Source organism: Fusicatenibacter faecihominis (genome assembly GCF_020686945.1).
GTDB lineage: Bacteria > Bacillota > Clostridia > Lachnospirales > Lachnospiraceae > Limivivens > Limivivens faecihominis.
Map to the genome: position 1 here is coordinate 159,552 of NZ_JAJEPR010000001.1, position 23,277 is coordinate 182,828.

At 51.1% G+C, this 23,277-nt stretch carries 17 protein-coding genes; 14 read left to right on the plus strand and 3 right to left on the minus strand.

The window, feature by feature from the left end:
- Positions 1 to 151 precede the first annotated feature (151 nt).
- From larB to larE, 3 genes are read left to right on the plus strand one after another with little or no spacing between them, the layout of a single operon-like run.
- Positions 152 to 913, plus strand: a complete 762-nt coding sequence (gene larB, locus LKD71_RS00705; RefSeq protein WP_178046578.1) for a nickel pincer cofactor biosynthesis protein LarB — start codon at positions 152 to 154, stop codon at positions 911 to 913.
- A gap of 1 nt (position 914) precedes the next feature.
- Positions 915 to 2,549, plus strand: coding sequence for a nickel pincer cofactor biosynthesis protein LarC (larC, locus tag LKD71_RS00710; protein WP_227613968.1), 1,635 nt, complete (start codon positions 915 to 917; stop codon positions 2,547 to 2,549).
- Positions 2,525 to 3,334 (plus strand): ATP-dependent sacrificial sulfur transferase LarE, encoded by an 810-nt coding sequence (larE, locus tag LKD71_RS00715; RefSeq protein ID WP_178046580.1) that lies wholly within the window; start codon positions 2,525 to 2,527, stop codon positions 3,332 to 3,334. The genes larC and larE overlap by 25 nt, the downstream gene beginning before the upstream one ends.
- A 61-nt stretch (positions 3,335 to 3,395) precedes the next feature.
- Here the strand turns inward: larE and LKD71_RS00720 are convergent, their stop codons facing one another.
- Positions 3,396 to 4,517: a CapA family protein gene (locus LKD71_RS00720; protein ID WP_227613969.1), complete on the minus strand. Its 1,122-nt coding sequence runs from the start codon at positions 4,515 to 4,517 to the stop codon at positions 3,396 to 3,398.
- A gap of 181 nt (positions 4,518 to 4,698) precedes the next feature.
- Between LKD71_RS00720 and mnmA the strand changes: the two genes are divergently transcribed.
- The 5 genes from mnmA to LKD71_RS00745 all read left to right on the plus strand — a co-directional run bounded on the left by mnmA (position 4,699) and on the right by LKD71_RS00745 (position 9,896).
- Positions 4,699 to 5,826 (plus strand): tRNA 2-thiouridine(34) synthase MnmA, encoded by a 1,128-nt coding sequence (gene mnmA / locus LKD71_RS00725; RefSeq protein WP_178046582.1) that lies wholly within the window; start codon positions 4,699 to 4,701, stop codon positions 5,824 to 5,826.
- A gap of 48 nt (positions 5,827 to 5,874) precedes the next feature.
- Positions 5,875 to 6,810, plus strand: coding sequence for a cysteine synthase A (gene cysK, locus LKD71_RS00730; RefSeq protein ID WP_178046583.1), 936 nt, complete (start codon positions 5,875 to 5,877; stop codon positions 6,808 to 6,810).
- A 221-nt stretch (positions 6,811 to 7,031) separates the two neighbouring features.
- Positions 7,032 to 7,940, plus strand: a complete 909-nt coding sequence (locus LKD71_RS00735; protein WP_178046584.1) for a LysR family transcriptional regulator — start codon at positions 7,032 to 7,034, stop codon at positions 7,938 to 7,940.
- Between the two features lie 67 nt (positions 7,941 to 8,007).
- Positions 8,008 to 8,463, plus strand: a complete 456-nt coding sequence (locus tag LKD71_RS00740) for an RrF2 family transcriptional regulator (protein ID WP_178046585.1) — start codon at positions 8,008 to 8,010, stop codon at positions 8,461 to 8,463.
- A gap of 122 nt (positions 8,464 to 8,585) precedes the next feature.
- On the plus strand, positions 8,586 to 9,896 hold the full coding sequence (locus tag LKD71_RS00745) for an O-acetylhomoserine aminocarboxypropyltransferase/cysteine synthase family protein (protein ID WP_227613970.1): 1,311 nt from the start codon (positions 8,586 to 8,588) through the stop codon (positions 9,894 to 9,896).
- A 69-nt stretch (positions 9,897 to 9,965) separates the two neighbouring features.
- On the opposite strand, the gene LKD71_RS00750 is transcribed toward LKD71_RS00745, so the two are convergent.
- A complete protein-coding gene (locus tag LKD71_RS00750) occupies positions 9,966 to 10,868 on the minus strand; it encodes an AraC family transcriptional regulator (RefSeq protein ID WP_227613971.1) in 903 nt (300 codons plus the stop codon).
- A 176-nt stretch (positions 10,869 to 11,044) separates the two neighbouring features.
- On the opposite strand from LKD71_RS00750, the gene LKD71_RS00755 reads away from it, so the two are divergent.
- The 6 genes from LKD71_RS00755 to LKD71_RS00780 all read left to right on the plus strand — a co-directional run bounded on the left by LKD71_RS00755 (position 11,045) and on the right by LKD71_RS00780 (position 19,894).
- Positions 11,045 to 11,779, plus strand: a complete 735-nt coding sequence (locus LKD71_RS00755) for a hypothetical protein (RefSeq protein WP_227613972.1) — start codon at positions 11,045 to 11,047, stop codon at positions 11,777 to 11,779.
- A gap of 90 nt (positions 11,780 to 11,869) precedes the next feature.
- Positions 11,870 to 12,799, plus strand: a complete 930-nt coding sequence (locus tag LKD71_RS00760; protein ID WP_227613973.1) for an ABC transporter permease — start codon at positions 11,870 to 11,872, stop codon at positions 12,797 to 12,799.
- Positions 12,800 to 12,817: 18 nt separating this feature from the next.
- The gene (locus tag LKD71_RS00765; RefSeq protein ID WP_227613974.1) at positions 12,818 to 13,726 is read left to right on the plus strand and encodes a carbohydrate ABC transporter permease; all 909 of its coding nucleotides are present in this window, start codon (positions 12,818 to 12,820) and stop codon (positions 13,724 to 13,726) included.
- An 82-nt stretch (positions 13,727 to 13,808) separates the two neighbouring features.
- The gene (locus LKD71_RS00770; protein WP_227613975.1) at positions 13,809 to 15,488 is read left to right on the plus strand and encodes an extracellular solute-binding protein; all 1,680 of its coding nucleotides are present in this window, start codon (positions 13,809 to 13,811) and stop codon (positions 15,486 to 15,488) included.
- Positions 15,489 to 15,583: 95 nt separating this feature from the next.
- A complete protein-coding gene (locus LKD71_RS00775) occupies positions 15,584 to 17,290 on the plus strand; it encodes an alpha-L-rhamnosidase-related protein (RefSeq protein WP_227613976.1) in 1,707 nt (568 codons plus the stop codon).
- Between the two features lie 27 nt (positions 17,291 to 17,317).
- Positions 17,318 to 19,894, plus strand: a complete 2,577-nt coding sequence (locus LKD71_RS00780; RefSeq protein WP_227613977.1) for a glycosyl hydrolase — start codon at positions 17,318 to 17,320, stop codon at positions 19,892 to 19,894.
- Positions 19,895 to 20,153: 259 nt separating this feature from the next.
- Here LKD71_RS00780 and LKD71_RS00785 read toward each other — a convergent pair whose 3' ends face one another.
- Positions 20,154 to 23,276 carry a type 1 glutamine amidotransferase family protein gene (locus tag LKD71_RS00785; protein ID WP_227613978.1) on the minus strand — a complete coding sequence of 1,041 codons (3,123 nt, stop codon included), beginning with the start codon at positions 23,274 to 23,276 and terminating at the stop codon, positions 20,154 to 20,156.
- Between the last annotated feature and the right edge of the window lies 1 nt (position 23,277).

Sequence of the window (23,277 nt, forward strand, 5' to 3'; positions counted from 1 at the left end):
CGTCTCACGGCGGCAGTTTTTTTGTCTTCAAAAGATATTTTTTACGGAGGGGTCTGTAATAGTTTTTTCCGGTCTGGAGTTAAGATCAAGTTGTTGAATTTCAGAAAAGATGGTAAGATAGCCCTATCGAAAAAGAGGTGAACTGTCTATTATGGAGATAAAAGAACTTTTGGAAAAAGTAAAGACTGGGGAAATGGAACTGTCCCGGGCAGAAGAGATTTTAAAGGAGCTTCCCTATGAGAATCTGGGTTACGCAAATCTGGACCATCACAGACAGCTTCGTAACGGTTACGGAGAGACGGTCTACTGCGAGAGCAAGACAGCAGAGCAGATCGAAGGGATTCTGCACAGCTTTCAGAAAATGGGCTCCAACGTGATGGGAACCCGGGTGAAACCGGAGCAGTATACCTATTTGAAAGAGCGTTTCCCGGAGCTGATCTATCACCCGGAAGCGCGGATTATCATGCTGATGGACCATCCCGTGGAGCAGGTAGGTATGGTGGCTGTCTGCACAGCAGGTACTTCGGATATTCCGGTGGCGGAGGAAGCAGCTCTGACGGCAGAGTTTTTCGGAAGCCGGGTGGATCGGATTTTTGATGTGGGCGTGGCCGGAATCCACCGGCTGCTGGCCCGGACCGAGGAGATCCGGAAGGCCAACTGCGTGGTGGCTGTGGCCGGAATGGAGGGCGCTCTCGGAAGCGTGATGGCTGGACTCGTGGAAAATCCGGTCATTGCAGTACCGACTTCCGTTGGCTACGGCGCATCCTTTGGCGGTGTTTCCGCCCTTCTGACCATGCTCAATTCCTGCGCGGAGGGCATGGCTACGGTGAATATCGATAATGGTTTCGGGGCCGGATATATGGCCAATCAGATCAATCATCTGGCCGTAGGAGCCGGAAAGAAGGAGGCGTAAAATGGGAAAAACCTTATATCTGGAATGTTACTCCGGTATCAGCGGGGATATGACAGTGGGCGCACTCTTGGATCTGGGTGCGCGAGAGGAGGCCCTCAGGGCAGCTCTTGAGGCCCTGCCGCTGAACGGGTATGAAATAACGATCGGGCGGACGAAAAAATGCGGGATCGATGCCTGTGACTTTGATGTGATTCTGGAAGAGGAAGCCCATGACCATGCTCACGACGAAGCACATGTTCATGAGCATGATCATGAAGCAGAGCACTGTCATGATGGAGAGGGCCATGTGCATGAGCACATCCATGGTGAAGAATCACATGAGCACCAGGAGCATTTCCATGACGGCGAAGCCCATGAGCATTCTCACGAGCACCTGCACGAGGACAGTGCAGAGCACTCAGAGCACTGCCACAGCGCAGAAGGCCACTCCCATGACCATGAGCATTCTCACGAGCACACCCATAGCGATCACGCCCCTGCAGACCATTGTCACGATCACTCCCACGATCATCCCCACACCCACGGTCCGGAAGCTCACGACCATCATCATGATCACGTCCACCGTCACTACGCCGACATCATGCACATGCTGGACGAGGCTCCCTTAAAACAGGAGGTCCGCGCTCTGGCGAAGAAGATCTTCCGCATTGTCGGCGAGGCAGAATCCCGGGTTCACGCCTGTCCTCTGGAGGAGGTTCACTTCCATGAGACCGGCGCTGTGGATTCCATCGTGGATATCGTCGGCGCGGCGGCCTGCGCCGTGGATCTGGGCATTACGGAGACTTACGTTTCCACGATTTATGAGGGCCAGGGCCACGTCTGGTGCCAGCACGGCAGAATCCCGGTTCCAGCCCCGGCTGTGGCGGGAATCGCAGCGGCAGAAGAGCTGGATCTTGCGATCACTAATGTTTCCGGCGAGATGGTAACGCCCACCGGAGCGGCGATTGCAGCAGCCCTCCGTACGAAAAAAGGCCTGCCCAAGACTTTCGTGATCCGTAAGATCGGCATGGGCGCCGGAAAGAAAGATTTCCCCCATGCAAACCTTCTGCGGGCCATGATCATCGAGCCGGCCATGAATGGCCTGCCGGCAGGAAACGCTGTGGAAGAGCCAACCAGATCTGTAAATGCAGACGGAGATTCGCAGAAAAACGGTTCTTCCGCCCAGAAGAAGAGTTCCTCCGACGAAACGGAGGATGAGATATGGGTGCTGGAAACCAACCTGGATGACTGCACCGGAGAGATGATGGGACTTACAATGGAGCTTCTGCTGGCAGCAGGGGCCAGGGATGTGAATTACACGCCCATTTATATGAAGAAAAACCGCCCGGCCTGTAAGCTGGAGGTTCTCTGTAAAGAAGAGAAGGTTTCTGCGCTGGAGGAAGTCATTTTCCACCAGACCACGGCCATCGGTCTTCGGAAACGAAAAGAGGTCCGCAGGATCCTTCCGAGAAAAAAGGAAACGGTCATGACCCCATATGGGGAAGTAGAGCTTAAAATCTGTACATCAGCCGGGGAAACTTATATTTACCCGGAATACGACAGCATCCGCGGACTGGTTCAGGAAACGGGCCGATCTTATCAGGAAATTTATCAGAAAGCGGTGGAAGAGGCATGGAAGAAAAGAAAGAACGATTAAAAGCACTTCTGGATGAATATACGAAGGGAAACGCCTGCTTGGCATTTTCCGGTGGAATTGACAGCAGCCTGATCCTGAAACTGGCTCAGGAAGCGGCAGACCGCAACGGAACAAAGCTTTATGCGGTGACTTTTGACACGGTGCTCCATCCGAAGGCAGACCGGGAGATCGCATCCCGGGTGGCCCGGGAAAATCACTCCATCCACGAGATCATTTCCGTGGATGAGCTGAAACAGGAGGAGATCCGTTTCAACCCGAAGAACCGCTGCTATCTCTGCAAAAAATCCCTGTTTTCCGGTCTCCTGGACTTTGCCAGAGCCCACGATGCAGCCGTTGTCATGGAAGGCACCAACCAGGATGACCTGAAACAGTACCGCCCCGGCATCCAGGCCGTAAAAGAGCTGGGCGTGAAAAGCCCCCTCATGGAGGCCGGTTTCACCAAGGCAGAGATCCGGGCCTACGCCAAAGAGCTCGGTATTTCCGTGGCAGAGCGACCCTCTTCTCCCTGCCTGGCTACCCGCCTTCCCTATGGAACGGAGATCGATATGGCTCTTCTCAAACGGATCGGCGAGGGTGAGGAAGCCTTAAGAAACTTAGGCCTGAAAAACGTCCGCATTCGTGTCCACGGCGAGATTGCCCGCCTGGAAGTGGACAGCGCCTCCTTTCCGGCGATTCTGGAACAGAGGGAAGAAGTCCTGTCCATCCTGAAAAAAGTAGGCGTCCCCTACCTGACCCTGGACCTCGAAGGCTTCCGCAGCGGAAGCATGGATATCCATGTAAAATAGTGGCAAAAAGAGAAAGCCTGCAGACCATTGCACTGTATTTCAGCGGTCTGCAGGCTTTCTTTTATCCCAGTCCTTCGCTCCGATCCCGGATCTTCTGCAAAATCCGGTCCGCCTCGTCGCCGGTGGCCGGCGTGGGCTGATAATTGTTGATGGAGTAATCCGATGAGATCCGGCAGGGGATCAGGTTCGGTTCTTCGGAGGTGACGCTTCCGTCGGTGCCCAGGGTGAAGGTTTGCTGGAAAATCATGGTGTCCATATCGCTGGGGGAGGAGTTTCCGCCGAAGCAGAAATTTCCGAGGCCGTAGGCGATGGTTTTTCCCTTGTAGGTGGTGACGCCCTGGAGCACATGGGCGTGGTGCCCGACCACGAGATCGGCGCCGTTGTCGATGGCGAGTTTGGCTAAAGTCACCTGGTTCTCATCGGGAACCGTATCTTTTTCATTTCCCCAGTGAAAGATCACGAAGACCAGGTCTGCACCCTCGGCCTGAACCTTCTGGATGTTGACCCGCAGCTGGTATTCTCGCTCCAGATGATCATGGAGCTCATAAATTCCCACGAGGCCGACCTTGACGCCTTTGACATCGACGAGGGCCGTCTCGTTATAGCCGAAAGTGATGAGCCCGGCATTTTTCAGATTTTCCTTCGTGTCGGCAAAGCCTTGGTCGCCGTAATCGTGGCTGTGGTTGTTTGCCACGTTGACAGCCTCCACGCCGCCGTCGGTGAGGATCTCGGCGTATTCGGCAGGAGCCTTGAAGGCGAAGGTTTCGCCATTCCGCTCCGTGGAGTCGGTGAGGGTTCCCTCGAAATTCACCACAGTGAGGTCGTCCGCGTCAAAAATAGATTTCACATTCTGGAAAAAATAGGTGGGACCGTACATATCATAGTAGGCGTTGAGGCTGGTGCTATAGTTGAAGGCCTCGTCTTTTCCCAGCGTGCAGTCCCCGGCCATGCTTACCGTGAGGGACACCGGTTCGGAGAAGCGCTGAGTCTCAGGCTGGGCACTGGCGCTTTCCGCCTCCAGCGTATCCGGCTGGTCGTTGGAAACGGTGGTGGCATCGCCTTTTCCGGCAAAGGACCGGGCGAGCAGGATCACCAGCAGAACGAGAACGGCAGCCCCGGTGGGACCTAAGATCAAAAGTATTTGTTTTTTCAGAAGAGGTTTCTTATTTTTCGGGTCTTTCATGGGATTTTCTTCCTTTTGTAGGCTTTTCTTAAAGTTTACCATGGACCGGGAAAAAGTGCAAATGTGGTTTGGCTTTCCTGCACAAGATGTGATAGAATAAAAGTGTTAGATTATGTATTGACAAAACAAAAAATAGAAAGTATACTATTCCTACCGACAAAGTAGGAAAAGAGGTGAGACGATGCAGAATGGAAAAAAGGCGCTGATCGCCATGAGCGGCGGAGTGGATTCCAGCGTGGCGGCCTGTCTGATGAAGCAGCAGGGTTACACCTGTATGGGCGTGACAATGAAGCTTTACGATAATGAAGAGATCGGAGTCAGTTCGGAGAAAACCTGCTGTACCCTGAAGGATGTGGAGGATGCCCGGTTTGTCGCCCAGGCCCTGGACATGCCCTACTATGTACTGAACTTTAAAGATAAATTTGAGGAAGAAGTCATCCAGCGATTTGTGGATACCTACATCGAGGGCGGAACGCCGAATCCCTGCATCGACTGCAACCACCGGATCAAGTTCCGGGCTCTCATGCGGCGGATGGAAGAGCTGGGTTACGATTATGTGGTGACCGGCCATTACGCCCGGATTTCCTATGATGAAACGAGCGGAAAATACATTTTGAAGAAAGCGCTGGATTCCACGAAGGATCAGAGCTATGTGCTTTACAACCTGACTCAGGAGCAGCTGGCGCACACTCTGTTTCCGTTAGGAACCTATGAAAAGACGGAAGCGAGAAAAATCGCCGAGGCCAACGGCCTTCTCAATGCCCACAAGCATGACAGCCAGGATATCTGCTTCGTGCCCGACGGCGATTACGGAAAATTCATTGAAGGCTACTGTGAGCGTACCGGAAAAGAAGAAGAGGGTGGGAAATTCAGTCCCTTTGAGCCGGGAGATTTTGTCACCGAGGACGGAAAAGTGCTGGGCCATCACAAAGGCATCATCCATTACACGATCGGCCAGCGGAAGGGCCTGGGGCTTTCTCTTCCCCAGCCGCTCTATGTATGCCGCAAGGATCTGGACAAAAACAAGGTGGTCCTGGCTCCCAACGACCGGCTGTTTCAGGATACTCTGGAGGCAGGCGAGCTGAACTTCATTTCCGGCGAATATCCGAGGGGGGCTTTTCGATGTTGTGCAAAGATCCGTTACAAACAGAAGGAAGCGCCGGCTACGGTGACACCGATTGATGAAAAACGGGTAAAAGTTGTCTTTGACGAGCCGCAGCGGGGCATCACCCCGGGTCAGGCCGTGGTCTTCTACGACGGAGATCAGGTTCTGGGCGGAGGAAGAATTTTACGGTCCAAAGAAGAATAACCTGGTGAAAAATGACCGCCAGGATTTAAGAATAAGGAGGAATTTCAAATGTCTAAGATTTATAAAGGAAGCATTGGTCTGGTAGGAAACACTCCCCTGGTGGAAGTTGTAAACATTGAGAAAGAAGAGAACCTGGAAGCAACCGTTCTCGTAAAACTGGAGTATTTTAACCCCGCAGGAAGCGTAAAAGACCGTATCGCCAAAGCCATGATCGAGGAGGCTGAGGCTGCCGGCAAGCTGAAAGAGGGTTCCGTTATCATCGAGCCGACCTCTGGAAACACCGGTATCGGCCTGGCATCTATCGCAGCAGCAAAAGGCTATCGTGTCATCCTGACCATGCCGGATACCATGAGCGTGGAGCGCCGAAACATCCTGAAAGCTTACGGCGCAGAGCTGGTGCTCACCGAGGGCAGCAAGGGAATGAAGGGCGCCATCGCAAAGGCTGACGAGCTGGCAAAAGAGATCCCGAACAGCTACATCCCGGGCCAGTTTGTAAACCCGGCCAACCCGAAGATCCACTTTGAGACCACCGGTCCGGAGATCTGGAACGATACCGACGGAGCCGTTGACATCTTCGTAGCAGGCGTAGGAACCGGCGGAACCATCACCGGAACCGGTGAATATCTGAAAAAACAGAATCCGAACGTGAAAGTAGTCGCTGTAGAGCCGGCAACCTCTCCGGTTCTGTCCAAAGGAACCGCAGGCGCTCACAAGATTCAGGGTATCGGCGCCGGCTTCGTTCCGGAGGTACTGAACACTTCCGTTTACGATGAAATATTCCCGGTAGAGAATGAGGATGCTTTCCGCATCGGCAAACTGATGGCAAAGAAAGAGGGAATCCTTGTTGGAATTTCCTCCGGCGCAGCTCTCTATGCAGCTATCCAGCTGGCAAAACGCCCGGAAAACAAAGGCAAGACCATCGTGGCTCTGCTTCCGGATACCGGAGACCGTTACTACTCCACACCGCTCTTTACTGAGGAGTAATCGTAACTGTTCAGTACCTTCACAGTTACGAGCAAAAATCCAATGAAAATCGTCTTCGGCGATGGGATTTTTGCGTGCAACCCTCGGGATTTTGGCATATTCATGCCAAAACACCTCGCGGAATAGTGGCTTCTGAATAGTTACGAGTAATCTATATAAGAAAAAAGGAGCCCCAGGGCACTTGCTGCCTTGGGGCGTTTCCATGAAAAGGAGGGATTTCCATGACGCTGGCACAATTGCGCTATGCCATCTGTGTCGCAGATACCCATTCCATGAATGAAGCTTCCCGCTCCCTTTTTATCTCACAGCCCAGCCTTTCCACTTCGATCAAGGAGCTGGAAAATGAGATAGGACTTGAGCTTTTCAAGCGGACAAACCGGGGCGTGACAGTGACGCCGGAGGGAGAAGAGTTTCTCGGTTACGCCAGACAGGTGGTGGAACAGTACCAGCTGGTGGAAGACCGCTATATCGAGAAAAAAGATGTCAAAAAGAAATTCAGCGTTTCCATGCAGCACTATACCTTCGCGGTAAAGGCTTTTGTGGAGATGGTGAAACAGTTCGGCATGGACGAGTATGAGTTTGCCGTTCATGAGACAAAGACCTATGAGGTCATCGAGGACGTACGGAATTTCAAAAGCGAGATCGGGATCCTCTATCTCAACGATTTCAACCGGAAGGTATTGACAAAACTTTTTGCAGAGTCTAATCTGGAGTTCTGGCCGATCCAGGACTGCGGCATCTATGTGTATCTCTGGAAGGGCCATCCTCTGGCAGATAAAAAAGAAATTGCGCTGGAAGAGCTGGAAGATTATCCCTGTCTTTCTTTTGACCAGGGAACCAACAACTCGTTTTATTTTGCAGAAGAAGTATTAAGCACTTATCAGTACAAACGGCTGGTTCGGGCCAATGACCGGGCGACGATGCTGAACCTGATGGTGGGCCTCAACGGCTACACGCTCTGTTCCGGCATCCTCTGCGAGGAGCTGAACGGAGAAGATTACGGGGCTGTCCGGCTGAAATCCGATGAAACCATGACTATCGGCTACCTGAAGCGGAAAGGCATTGCCTTAAGTCCTCTGGGACAGAAATATCTGGAGGAGCTTAGGGCTGTCTGTCATGTGTCCCAGTAGTACAGTGAAAATTAAGTATCTATTCACTGTACTAAGCACAAATGTATTGGAAAAAGGAGAAGGTTATATGAAAATTTCGACAAAAGGAAGATACGCACTGAGGCTGATGCTGGATCTGGCTACGGAGGGGAACGGAAAGCCGGTGAGCATCAAGGACATTGCGGGAAGACAGGATATTTCTGAAAAATATCTGGAGCAGATCATTTCCAGCCTGAACCGGGCCGGTTATGTGAAGAGCGTCCGCGGTTCCCAGGGCGGTTATCTCCTGAAAATGGATCCCAAAGAGTACACAGTCGGGATGATTCTCCGGGTGACTGAGGGCAGTCTGGCTCCTGTGGACTGTGCGGAGGACGGAAGCTGTGACCGGGTGTCCACCTGCGCCACGGCCATGCTCTGGAAAAAGATCAGCGACGCCGTCAACGACGTTGTGGATCACACGACCCTGGCCGATCTTCTGGAATGGCAGCAGGACAAAGAAGATTACTGTCTGCAGGTCGAACTTAATAAAGGCAGCTGGATATAGGAAAAACCTATATCTGGCTGCTTTTTTTTACTATTGGACAGGGTTTGGAAAGCATGATATGATATCCGCGTAAACAGATAGGAATTATAAAAAACGGTTGAAAATAGAGAGAGGTATCGATCATGAGTAAAAAACATTATGCAGACAGAAATTTAAAATTTGAAACCTTACAGCTTCATGTAGGACAGGAGCAGCCGGATCCGGTAACTGACGCAAGAGCCGTTCCGATCTATCAGACTTCTTCCTATGTATTCCGCAACTGCGATCACGCAGCAGCCAGATTTGGTCTGAGTGACGCAGGAAACATCTACGGCCGTCTGACCAACCCGACCGAGGATGTTTTTGAGAAAAGAATCGCAGCTCTCGAAGGCGGCGTAGCAGCTCTGGCTGTCGCTTCCGGTGCAGCAGCTATCGCATACACTCTTCAGAACCTGGCTCATGAAGGTGAGCACATCGTTGCCGCAAAGAACATTTACGGCGGCACCTACAACCTGCTGGCTCACACCTTCCCGGAGTACGGTATCAAAACTACTTTCGTAGATCCGTTTAACTATGAGGAGGTGGAGAATGCCATCCAGGAGAATACCAGAGCCATTCATGTGGAAACCCTCGGAAACCCGAATTCCGATGTGGTAGATATTGAGAAACTCGCGGCCATCGCCCACGCTCACAAAATCCCCCTGGTAGTGGATAACACCTTTGCAACTCCGTATCTGGTACGTCCCATCGAGTACGGTGCGGATATCGTGGTTCACTCTGCTACGAAATTCATCGGCGGCCACGGAACCACCATCGGCGGTGTCATTGTGGACGGCGGCAAATTTGACTGGGAGGCAAGCGGCAAATTCCCATCACTTGTGGAGCCGAACCCGAGCTATCACGGCGTAAGCTTCACCAAAGCTGCAGGACCGGCTGCTTTCGTGACCAAGATCCGTGCGATCCTCCTTCGTGACACGGGAGCAACGATCTCTCCCTTCCATGCATTCTTCTTCCTGCAGGGCCTTGAGACACTGTCCCTTCGTGTAGAACGTCATGTAGAAAATGCCCTGAAGGTTGTTCAGTATCTGAATAATCATCCGCAGGTAGAGAAAGTACATCATCCCTCTGTTTCCGACGATCCGGAGCAGCAGGCACTGTACAGGAAATATTTCCCGAATGGCGGCGGTTCCATCTTCACCTTTGAGATCAAAGGCGACGCTGAGACTGCAAAGAAATTCATCGATAACCTGGAGCTCTTCTCACTGCTGGCTAACGTGGCAGACGTGAAGTCCCTTGTTATTCATCCGGCTTCCACAACCCACGCACAGCTCAACGAGGAAGAACTTGCAGACCAGGGTATCAAACCGAACACCATCCGTCTCTCCATCGGTACCGAGAATATCGACGATATCATCGAGGACCTGGACGAGGCATTCAAAGCCATCGCTGAGTAATTTAAGACAGCCAAATCCTTCTTATAAAATAAGGAGCTTCCCGAAAGGGAGGCTCCTTTTTGCGTCTTATCATTCATTCTTTTTCCGATACTCATGGGCAGTCACACCGGTGATTTTTTTGAAAGATTTATTAAAAAAGCGGTAATCCGTATAGCCAACCTGGGTGCTGATCTCCGTGATGGAGAGCGTGGTATTGGTGAGAAGCTCGCAGGCCCGTTCAATGCGGATATGCTGCAGATATTCCACGACGCCGGAGCCGGTGGCCTTTTTGAAAAGGCTGGAGAGGTAGCTTTTGCTCAGAAAGAAGTTGTTGGACAGCTCTTCGATTGTGACTTTTTTGGAATAATTTTCCCTGAGATACTGGATGCAGTCCGGGATCAGCTGATGGCGGTATTTGATGACAGCGCTCTCCGGCGAGGCATGATTCTGCCGATAAAAGCGGTGAATCTTGAGAAGAAGCTCACAGAGGGAAAGACGGAGAAGCTCCACATAATTGATGCCTTTGGAAGTAAATTCCAGGTACATTTTTTCATAGAGCTGTTCGATCTCGGTCCGCATAGAGCCGTTCAGTTTGAGATCCGGACTGTAGATGATTTCGTCGGGGTAGAGCGATTTATACAGCATAATATCGGTCAGTTCCACAAGGATGGGGAGATGAATATTGATGCTGCTGATAAATTCCGGGAGAAAGCAGAGGTTGTAGACAACCAGATGCTCCGAATTGCTTTTGTCCGTGGGATAAAAACAGTGGGGTGTCCGGGAGTTGATGATATAGAGCTCTCCCTTGGATACGGGATAGGTGACGTTGTTGTAAATATGATACCCTTTTCCGTCATAGACATAGACGATCTCGATAAAATCATGGGTATGTATTTTTAAGTCGGAAAAATTTGTGTGATAGTATTTTCCGATATAAAAGGGTAGATCTTTTGAGGGAAAGATACTTTCTGAGGTAAGATTGAGAATCTCCATGGAAGTACTCCTTTTTTGCTCGCGCATGTTTTCTGAAGAGCATTATAGCATACTTATAGTGAAAGATGCCAGTAGGATCCTTTTTTGTAAAAAATGGATGCTAATTGGATATTTTGCTGATATAATAGGTGAAAAAAATGTTTTTGTTATTAAAAATGACGAAAGGTGTAGTTGATATGAAGGAGAAAATTTTTTCGGTACTCATGCAGACTTCCGGAGCGATTTTTGGAGAGTCCCCCATTGAAGAACCCTATTCTTATGTTGAAAAAGGCAGCTTTTCCGGAGAAGAACAGCCGGCTTCGCTGGCTGCCTTCGGCAATTATGATTTTATCCTGAAAAATCTGCGCTATACGGCAGTGCGCTCCAACGGGATTGAAAGCTATGAGCTCTACTGGATCTTAAGCCTGATTGATTATTATGAATATTCCGGAGATACGGCGGGGACGAAGAGCCTTCTCTCCGAAGCGACGGCGCGCCTTGACCATGCGTATGAAATTTACGGAACCCACCCGTCCCTCAGCTTTTTTGGCTGGGATGAACGGCTGGGAGCCGGATTATCTCTATTTTACAGGGCTTCCGGCAGAGGCAGACGGTCCCTGGGGGCTTACCAGAGCGAGGACGATATCGCCTGCTGTCAGACCTTCACGGTCGATATTGACCTTCGGAAGGAACGGGAATATACGGTGGCCCTTTATTTCGCCGACTGGGACCGTGGGGGCCGGGAGCTGATGGTGGAGCTGTTCGACGGGCAGACGAAAAACCTCATTGCACCTCTTCAGGCTCTTCACGATTACCGCGGCGGCGTCTACTTCATTTACCGCTATGACCGGTCGGCCCGTTTCCGGATAGATCATATCCGCGGAGAGAATGTAAGTCTTTCTGGTATTTTCTTCGGTGAGAGAAAACAGTGATTTTGATGGAAAATATATGAAGTATGGAGATTGCCGGATATCGTGATTTTGTATATAATATATACATGCTCTCACAGAAAGGTGGTAAATATGACTAAAACACAAAGCATAAAAATGAAATCATTGGTAAAAAGACTTAAAAAATACAAGCTCTTATATCTGGTACTGCTTGTTGCAATGGCCTATTATTTTGTGATGTTGTATATACCGATTTTCTGGGGATTTGAGCTTTCATTCAAGGAAATGAAAATAGGAAGTACGATTTCCGGCGCTCCGTGGGTGGGCCTGCAGAACTACAAATATGTATTCAGCAATCCGGAGATTTTCAAACTTCTGAAAAATACGCTGTTCATCAGTGTTTGTCGTCTGGTCTTCACCACGATTCCGCCGATTCTTCTTACCATCGCTATTTTTGATCTGAAGAATAAAGCGTATCAGAAGTTCTGTCAGACGATGGTATACATTCCGCATTTCTTTTCCTGGGTAATCATTTATGGTATCGTGTATGCATTCTTCTCAGGAAACGGTTTTGTGAATGGAATCATCCGCATGTTCGGAGGGCAGCCGGAAAACTTCCTGACTTCCTCAAAAGCCTTTGTTCCGCTTCTGATCGGTTCTCAGCTGTGGAAAGAGGTCGGCTGGAACACGATTTTATACTTTGCCGCTCTGACTTCGGTAGATACCCAGCTGTATGAAGCAGCAAAGATCGACGGAGCAGGACCGCTTCAGCGGGTAAAGGCAGTTACGTTCCCGGCCATGAAGCCAGTCATCACCTTTTCACTGATCATGGCGCTGGGTAATATTTTGAATAATGATTTTGAACAGATTCTTCTGTTTTATAATTCCGCAGTATATGAGGTGGGAGATGTCATTGATACCTGGGTATACCGGGTTGGCTTAGGCCAGATGCAGTACGGTGTCGGTTCAGCGGTATCCATGCTGAAGGCCGTGATCAGTCTGGTACTGATTCTCTCAGCCAACAAGATTTCAAAGAAAGCAACCGGCCGTGGAATGTTCTAAGGAAGGAGGAGAGGCATAATGAAAAAGAATACAGCTCCGAAGGGCATAAAAATTAAAATGTCACGCGAGGAAATTGCCTACCAGATTTTCATTGCAGTTGTGGTAGGACTTCTGGTACTTTGCTGCCTGATTCCCTTCCTGTATGTGGTCGGCATGTCCTTCACATCCGAGGGCGAGATGATCCAGCGAAATTTCTTCGTTATCATTCCGCAGAAGCCGATTTTAGCCGCTTATGAATACCTGCTTAAGAATAAGGACTTCTTTTCCGGCATGGGCATCACGATCGTGAGAACGGCAATGGGTGTCTGCACCGCACTGATTCTGACGGTTCCGGTCGGTTACATTCTGGCAATCGGAGATCTTCCCTTTAAAAACGGCATCATGGTATTTTTCATCACGACCATGGTACTGAGCGGAGGAATCATCCCGACCTACATTCTGTACAGAGACCTGCATCTTCTGAATTCCTTCTGGGTATACATCGTTCCGAGCCTGGCAAATACCTATGGCATTCTGGTGTGCAAGCTCTTTGTGGAAGGTATCCCGATGGATATCATGGAATCCGCACAGCTGGACGGAGCGAACGAGCGTCAGAAGATGATCCATATCGCAATCCCCCTTCTGAAACCGACTCTGTGCGCGCTGGGACTGTTTGCAGCAGTTGCCCACTGGAACTCCTGGATGGATGCAATGATCTACAATTCCAGAAACTCCGCCGTATGGCCAGCTCAGTTCGTAATCCGAAATCTGCTTCAGAAGAGCAACAACGCGGATATCATGAAAAACATCAATACCTATGCAAAGATGACCTCCGAGAGTATGAAGATGGCCAGCGTTATCCTTGCGGTATTACCGATTCTGTGCGTATACCCCTTCCTTCAGAAATATTTCGTAAAGGGCATGTATACGGGCTCTGTAAAGGGATGAGTTTTCCCAGGAAAAGAGAACTTAATGGTGGACTGGTATAAGCCCGCCTTATGTAAAAAAATATAAAAAAGGAGTGGAAACTATGAAGAGGAACAAGGTGAAAAGAATCTTATCGACGGCAACGGCAATGGCCCTGACGACGACAACCCTGGCAGGAGGAATGACGGTGGCAGCTTCCGAGGGAACATCGGTACCGGCATTTGAGGACATTGAGTTCCCGGATGCTATGCCGGCAAGCCCCACACAGGCAGAGGATGGCTATTATGATTATGATGATATGAGCGTACATTATGATCTGTCATTTGAAACCTATAACTATGGTGCTACCGTACCTGATGACGATCCCATTAAGGCATGGCTGGAAGAGAAATATAACGTGACCCTGAGCTTTGAGACCGTAGCAAGCGCCGACCAGGAAACCTTCCTTTCCACCGCTTTTGCAGGCGGAGATGTGCCGGATCTGATTACCCTCAGCTCCAAAGAGATGGGCTTTACTCTTGGCGGACAGGGACTGCTGGTGGACGCTAAGGATATGTACCCCTATATGCCTCAGACCCAGAAATTCGTGACGAAGACACTGCTTCAGTATTCCACCATGGAAGATGGAACCATCCCCTTCGTGACCAAATATGCGATCCAGGACGGCGATATCTGGAATCTGGCAATTCGTCAGGACTGGCTGGACAACCTTGGCATGGAGATGCCGACTACAGAAGAAGAACTTCTTGAGTATGCGAAAGCTTGTACCTTCAATGATCCGGATGGAAACGGACAGGATGACACCTACTTCATGCTGGGAGCAGGCGGCGGTTCCGGACTTGGTATGCTGGACGGCTTTGGCACCGCATACGGCAACCCCAACTACACCGTTGGCGAAGATGGCAAATTATCTGTTCCGATGCTGAACGGCACCCGCAAGCAGACTCTGGAATTTATCAACAAACTGTGTAGCGAGGGCGTTCTGCCTGTTGACTGGTACTCCATCGAGTGGGAGCAGGCAAAATCCTACACTCTGAATGATAAGATTGGTATGGTTCGTTACCCGGCCAGCAACCTGTATCAGGAGTATGTAACCTTCCAGGGCAACGATGCATCCAAAGCTGCAAACTGGGCCTTCCTTCCCTCCATGCCTTTTGAAAATGGTAAAGGCGGAGCAGGCGGAAACCCGGGCGTACTGCTGGCAATCCCGAAATCTAACGTAGAAGGCGACGACGGCAAGCTTATGAGAATCTGCCATATCCTCGACGCAATGGTTTACGGCGGAGAAGCTTATTTCCAGACTGTACAGGGCGGTGGACTGGATGTATATCCGGATTATGACGGCGACGTAAGAGAGTACAAAGAAGACGGAAGATCTTTCTGCTATGTATCTCAGGATCATCCGGGATTCAACGGAACCTATGGTACTGATAACCTGGCACTGGCTCCATGGCAGAACTTCGGTTACACCCTGAAATGGCAGGATGAGTATGCCGAGAGCGAAGAAGCACAGCCGAGAGCAGATGCGATCAACAACAGCAATGCAGCACTTGCAGAGATGGATCGTTGGGAGAATACCGGCCTGCTTTACACCCTTCCGGCAGAGATTCAGCCGAACCTCAACGAGTTTGTATCCGCTCAGGAATACAAATTCGCAACCGGTGAGAGAAGCTTCGACGAGTGGGATACCTATGTAAACGAGTGGCTGGATCAGGGCGGAAGAGAGAATATCAAAGCCGTTGCAGAGCAGCTTGGCTGCGAGCTTCCGGACGGAATCGAGTAAACAGAGACAATCGAATAGTACAACTAATCGGATAACTGTAGAGGAGGAAAGTGGTGGAAGCTTTCCTCCTTTTTTTAAAAATAAAGGAGAAATAAATGGATAAAAGGGAAAGAAACGATATTTTCCGGGTTCTGGATGAAGAGACCCTGAAAAACAGCAAGAAAGATGTCCGATCCAGAAGCTTTCTTTTTCCGAAGCGGATTCTCTGGACTGCAGGACAGGTAGAAAACAGCCGGAGGCTTCTGGAAAAAGAGGAAATGCAGATTTCTCTGGCGGCTCACGAGCCCTGTATTCTGAAAAATGAAAAAGGAGAGAAGGCCTCCATCCTTCTGGATTACGGAATTGAGATCCATGGCGGAATCTCTCTTCTGGCCTGGCTGGACAGCACCAAAAGAGGGGCAAAGGTCCGGGTCCGTTTCGGGGAATCCGCAGCGGAGGCTATGAGTGAGCTGGGGGGTAAGACCAATGCCACGAACGACCACGCCAGAAGAGATCTGGTGGTGGAAGTCGGAATGATGAGCATGAATCCCATTGGAGAAACGGGTTTCCGTTTTGTGCGGATTGATCTTCTGGAGCCGGAGGCTGTACTGGTGATCAAGAGCATCTGTGCGGTCATGCTCTATAAGGATGTTCCTTACCGGGGAAGCTTTTCCTGCAGCGATCCACTGCTGAACCGGATCTGGGATGTGGGCGCTTATACGGTTCATTTGAATATGCAGGAATATATCTGGGACGGAATCAAGAGGGACCGCCTTGTCTGGGTAGGCGACATGCATCCGGAGGTTACGACGATCAAGGCGGTATTCGGAGAGGACGATGCGGTGGAGAAAAGTCTGGATTTTATCCGGAAGGAAACGCCGCTTCCGGGCTGGATGAACAATATGGCCAGCTATTCCATGTGGTATGTCATTATTGTGCATGACTGGTTTTTCTATACGGGAAAGAAAGAATTTCTGGAAAAACAGAAGGATTACTTAAAAGGAGTCGCTGATCTGCTCTCTGCCCATATCGATAAGAAGGGGCAGGACACGGTGAAGGAAGGAAGATTTCTGGACTGGCCTTCCGAGGGGAAAAAGAAGATTGTGGATGCCGGCGTACAGGCGATTCATATCTGGGCGGCGGAAAGTCTGAAAGAAATTTTTGAGATTCTCGGGGAAAAAGACCGGGCAGCTCAGTGTGAGGAAGACCTGAAACGTCTCCGTTCCTATGAGACCGATCCGGAGGATTACAAACAGGCGGCAGCGCTTCTCGTTATGGTCGGAGCGAAGGATGCGAAGGAAACCAACGAAAAGCTGCTGAAAACAGGCGGAGCCAAGGGCATGTCTACCTTTATGGGATATTATATTCTGACTGCCCGGGCGATGGCCGGCGACTATGAGGGCTGTCTGGAGGCGATCCGGGAATACTGGGGCGGTATGCTGAGTCTGGGAGCAACGACCTTCTGGGAAGATTTTGATGTGGATTGGATGAAAGACGCAGCGCGTATTGATGAACTGCCGAAGGAAGGCCAGATCGACGTCCACGGCGCTTACGGCCGCTTCTGCTACAAGGGCTACCGCCACAGCCTCTGCCATGGCTGGGCCAGCGGCGTAACTCCCTGGCTGTCAGAGAATGTCTTGGGCGTTAAGATTCTGGAGCCGGGCTGTAAAAAAATCAAAGTGGAGCCGCATCTGGGCGATCTTGAATGGGCAAAAGGAACTTATCCCACTCCCTACGGAGAAATCACAGTTTCTCATGTAAAACAGGCGGACGGCAGCATCGAGACGACAGTGGACGCACCGGAAGAAATTGAAGTCCTATAATTTCAGAAAGAGAAGGTATCCTGACATATGAATACAGAAAAAAGCTACCTTTGTCCGCTTTTCTGGCAGCATCATGAGGAGGAAGCGGTACTGAGAGAAGAACTTCAGCGGATGAAGGAAAACGGAATCGGCGGCTTTATTGTGGAGGCCAGACCCCATCCGGATTATCTGGAGGAAAACTGGTGGAAGGATCTGACGATTCTTCTGGACGAGGCGAAAAAGCTGGACATGGAGATGTGGATTTTTGACGACGGCGATTATCCCAGCGGAAAAGCAAACGGTCTCCTGGTGAAAAAATATCCGGAGCTTACCAAGCGGTATATGGCCGTTCAGAGCATCGACGCCCTGGGTCCGGCGAAAAGCCGCTCCGTCCTCATTGATGCGTGGCTGCGTCCAGAGGAAGAACTTCTCTGTGTGCTGGCAGGAAAACGTATCGACCATAAAGACCGCTTCGATGGAGATACGCTTATCGACCTTTCAGACTATGTGAAAAACGGAATCCTGTACTGGGATATCCCGGAGGGAGAGTGGCGGATTTTCGTTATCAAGATTACGAAAAACGGAGGCGAGGAATGGACGAAAGATTATCTGAACCCCTGCGATCCCGAGGGCACCAGGGCCTACCTGGATCTGATCTATGAGGAACATTACCGTCATTTCAAGGATGAGTTCGGAAAGACGATAAAGGGCTTTTTCACCGATGAGCCAAGATTTGGAAACTGCCAGGGATATGATAAGAACATCGGAAGCGACATGGTGCTCCCCTGGTCAAAGACGCTGCTTGCAGAGCTTTCCGACTATGGCATGGGAGACATGAAGCGTTATCTTCCGGCGCTCTGGTTTGACTGCGGCGAGAAAACACCGGATGTACGCTATGCATACATGGATACGGTTTCCAGAAGATTTCAGAAGTATTTTGTCGGACAGCTCGGAGACTGGTGCAGAGCCCATCAGGTCCGGCTGATCGGCCATGTGGTGGAAGAAAACGGCGCCCACGCAAGGCTTGGCTATGGTTCTGGCCACTATTTCCGTTCCATGGATGGAATGGACACAGCAGGAATCGACGTGGTCAATAACATTTATCCGGGAAGAACGGAAGGAAATTTCTGGACCGCCTTTAATAATTACGATACGACCTTTAACCACTGGGGACTTTCCAAGATGGCGAGCTCCAGTGCGAACCTGGATGCGAAGAAACAGGGAAATTCCATCTGTGAGGCCTTCGGCGCTTATGGCTGGTCCGAGGGACTCAAAGCGATGAAGTGGATCACAGATGCCATGTGCGTCCGCGGAATTAACCATATCGTCCCCCATGCTTTTTCACCGGCCAAATTCCCGGCTCCAGACTGCCCGCCGCACTTCTATGCGAGAGGCCTGAATCCCCAGTTCCGGGCGTTTCATCAGTGGTCGGCCTATACAAACCGCGTCTGCGACCGGATCTCCGGAGGAAAGCATATCGCTCCGGCGGCGGTTCTCTACCATGCGGAGGCCGAGTGGGGAGGAAAATATCAGCCCTTCGAGGAAGTCGTCAAGCTCCTCATGCAGAATCAGATCGACTGTGAGGTGGTCTGGAGTGATATTCTGACAGACCGGGAAAAAAGCAGTATGAAAGACGGAATGCTTCAGATCAACAGCGAGTCCTTCCGGGTACTGGTTGTGCCCTACGCAGAATATCTTCCCCACGGGCTGACCGAGCGGCTGCGGGAGCTGGCAGAGGAAGGCCTGCCTGTGATTTTCCTGAAAGATTATCCGAAAAGAAGCTATTTTGGCAGTGAATTTATTCCCCGGGACGGCATGCTGAGATGCGATGAGGAAACGCTGATTCCGTTGCTCGAGAGCCTGAATATCAAGGATATCATCCCGCTGGAAAAGAAAGAACATCTGGCTTATTATCATTATCGGAAGGGAAGCATTGACCGGTACTTCTTTGTCAACGAAGGTCTGACGGACACAATCTCCGTTCAGATCCGCTTCCATGATAACCGGGAAGCCTGCTTCTATGATCCGATGTCAGGCGAGCTTCTGAAAGCAGAGCAGAGAGTTTTCTTAAGCGGTGAGGAAGAAGGAAGAGAAGTGAAGCTGCTCCTCCGCCCCTATGAGTCGATTTTCGTTGTGTTTGGGGAAAACACAGAGGCTTGTGTGGAAAACAGGAAGATGAAAGAGACAATCGGGTGGAATATTCTCGGGCTTCCGGAGAGCGGCTGGTCCATGGAAAGCAGCAGCTATGATACTTATCCGGCCTTTAAAGCAGTGGAGGAGCATACGCTCTGCGATCTCTCAGCTCCGGATAAAATGCCGGACTTTTCCGGAACGATCCGTTATCGCCTGCATTTTGATGGCGCAGAGGCCCGGGAGGCAGTGCTCTCGCTGGGAGAAGTCTATGAGACGGCGATCGTATGGCTGAATGGTCAGAAAGTCGGAGAGGCGATCTGCCCGCCCTATCGTTTTTATCTGCCGGAAGGAAGTCTTCTTCCAGGAGAAAACGAGATCGTGGTGGAGGTCATCAACACCCTGGAAAAGGCCCATCACGAGAATCCCTTCGACCGCTACTGGGTACAGGAGCCCACGGGACTTTTGGGACCGATAGAGATTCTGTGGAAATAGTAAAACGGACATGTCGCCTACCGGCGACATTACCATATATAAAAAACAGCTGTTTCGCGCCTGTGGCGCTCCCACAGCTGCCGACCGCATTCGTAATCCGGGCTATCGCCCTACTTACTCATACGGTCTAGCCCGTCCGATATCCATGAATTCGCTCATGCAAGCATGGCTTATTCATGGCTGCCGTCCGGGACTTTCATAGTAAAATAAAAAAGGATGAGACGAAAGAAAAGGTCTCATCCTCTTTTTTAGATCTTTTTTATTTCTCTGTTACCACGGGGCTTATGAGAATGCCGCTGGGTTTCAGCTGATATTCATAAGCCCAGGCAGCGCCGGTGGTGCGCCAGTAGTTCGGTCCGCCCCAGGTAGCGGTGTGGTCGCAGTTGTGGAGGCCGCCGAAGGTGTTGGCGCGGTTTCCGAAGGAGGTGATGGAGAGAAGGTGCTCTCCCGGCTTCACCTCATCGATGGTAAGGCTGTAGGGCGAGAAAGCGATCCGTCCTTTGTCCTCGCCATCCAGAGCAACCTTGATAACCGGGCAGCGGAACTGGGTAGCTTCGATCTTAAGGCTGCAGGGTTTGTCTACGGTAATGGGAACCTGATAGGTGAGGTTTCCGCCATAGAACGGAAGGCCCTGGGAGCAGATATCTCCGAAGGTCAGCCGGGTTACAGGCTCGGTGATCACTGCGGTCTGACCGGCTGTGCGGACACCGAAATTGCCCAGAAGATAAAGTGCTTCCACATTAAATTTATTGTAGTAAGGCATCTTAAGTTCCAGGACATTCTCCCCGGGTTTTAAGTCGGGAAGAGCGACAGTTTTAATCGCGGGATCGACATAATAGCCGGTTATTTTGGAGGGAACCGGTTCTCCATTTAAGATCAGCGTGGTTTCGTCGGCATTTTCCAGGGCCAGCGAGGGCGCTTTCACAGTGATTTCCGACTGGATATGGAAACGGAGCGCGAGATGATGACGGATCTCTTCTGTTTCCGGATGTACCCAGGGTTGCGGGAAGGCTTCTGTACGGAGGGGATAACCGACCAGCGCACGGAATTTGTTGTCGATCCGGAGGATTTCATCCTTTTTCTGCCAGGGACCGTCGTCAAACTGTGCTTCCGCCAGATCGAGAATCAGTACGTTGGGCTCTTCGAGGGTGACGTCCATAAGCTCCGGAAGCGTAAGGGTTGTCTCCGGGGCAGCGGTTTCCTGAACGGTTTCTGCGGAAACGCCGGCATCGCAGGCGGGAGTCAGAAGGTAAAGGAGAGAGTCGTGGTCGTACACGGTCTCATGGATCAAAGTATTTCCGCCGTTCTGCTCAAAGGGAACCTCGCGGATCTCTCCGGTCATGGCATCGTAGAGGGTCGGACGGTAATTGCCTTTTATTTTGATAAGGAGTTCTTCTTTCCTCGGAAGATCCGGATTGGGCATCTTGTTGCAGTGAGAGAGGAAGAGCCACTTGTTGTCTCCGTCGTTCCGGAGCTGGGAGAGCATATTTCTGACCCGAAGGCCGGAATCATTATGGACATCGATGCTGCGGTAAGGCGCCAGAGCCGTCAGCAGGGTATTTTCTGCAAACACAATCTTCTCACAGGTGTCCGCGAAAGCGGAAACTTCTTTAGAGGGCAGGGCATCCACATGGCTGGGGATGGTTCCGGTGAAAATGACATGGCCGCCTTTGGCCTGGAAAGCTTTCAGGCGATCCAGTGTGGTTTTCCGTAAGGTGACACAGTTGGGAACAACGATCACGTCGTATTTCATTTTTCCAATGAGGAAATCACCTTCGGAGGTCAGCATTTCCTCGGGAGTCTGATCCTTCCAGAGGGATTCGGAGATGAAGTCAAAATCGATCAGGCCGTAGAGCAGCCATTCGGTAAGCTTCTGGAAATTGTAATCCATCTCCTGGCGGATGCCGGCGGTTTGCTCCCGGGCGCCCCAGTAGAGCCAGTAGGATTCCACGGGATGAACCACGCCGACCTCCACCTCGGCAGAACCGCGGGTGAGAGCGGTATTCAGGCGGCCGAAATAGTCCTCGATCAGGTGATATTCCCTGTACCAGGGGGACTGGTAGCTGATGGAAGCCGGGTAATCTCGTTTGGCTTCTCCTGCCATGGAGGTCCAAGCCAGATGGTGGACGCGGATCGTGACACCGAGGGCAGCCTGCCAGTCACCTGCCAGCTTATGGCCGCGGAAATCAAAATCCCAGTTGGTAACGCCGTAGAGTTCGCTGAGCATACCCTCGTAGCCAAACTGATGGACAGCGCTTTCAGCCTGCTTGGCAGTGGTCAGCTCTCTGGAATCGCAGAGCATATCGATGCCGGGAAGATCGAAGGAGCGGTAGGAACGCATAGCCTCGCCGAGAGCGGCAGTCTGGGAAGCCAGGGTGGGCTCCTCCATCATATGACCGGTAAGGGCGATTCCGTGCTCATGGCACCAGCCGCCGATGTTGTCGGCAAAGGCGTTGGCGAAGCGCTCACAGATATGGTCATGATAGTGATAGCGGTTTGCAGATACCCGGCCGTCGGGAAGCTCCCAGATACATTCCGGGAAGGTATCAAAGAAATCGGAACCGTAAGCGGCCTTGTAGGTCTCGTTGAAATCGTCCGTGTAGGGCAGGACAACCTTCTTTTTTTCCTCGGCAAAGCCCAGGGTGGACTTGTGGCAGAACTGCGGTTCGTCCGTAAAGATCGAAGGAATCGTGTCGCCGAAGGAATCGCCGAGCTCCCGGTAGTACGCCTCATGGGTGATCTCGATGAATTTGTCCATTGCCCTGGGATTGAGGGTATCGACATAAGCCTCATCGTTGAACCAGGCGTTATCGCCGGAGATTTCCCGATAGAGATACCAGGTCTCAAAGCCTTCGGGCACCGGAGCTTCCGCGGAGAGGCGGTGGTACTTGGTCAGATAGCCGTTTTCCAGGCGGATGGCGTATTTGCCAAGGAACTCCCGGTTTCCGCTGCTGATGGCTCTTGCGGAGGAGCCGCCCTCCTCGGCTTTTACCTCTTCATGGAGAGGAAGTTCTTCCGGGGAAAAGACCAGAAAGCGCTGACGGAATGCAGGGTCTTTTGTCACAAGACCGCCTGCGTAGCCGGAGGGCCAGCGGTCCTCGTCATAAAGCCAGGTAATCATGCCAAGCTCATTGCTTTTTTCATGGGAATAATGAACCATCTCCATAAATTCTTTACCGAGATAGGGAAGGTCCATGCCGGTACGGCTGTGAATATGGGCGCCGCCCATGCCCATCTTTTTTAAAGCGTTTAAGGTACGGTCCACATCTTCTTTTGACACCTTGCAGTTCCATGCCCAGAAAGGCGTTCCGCGGTATTCGCTGGTCGGGTTCTGAAAGAGTTTGGGATCAAGGGAAGAAGTCTGGTTTTTCTTGTATAACATC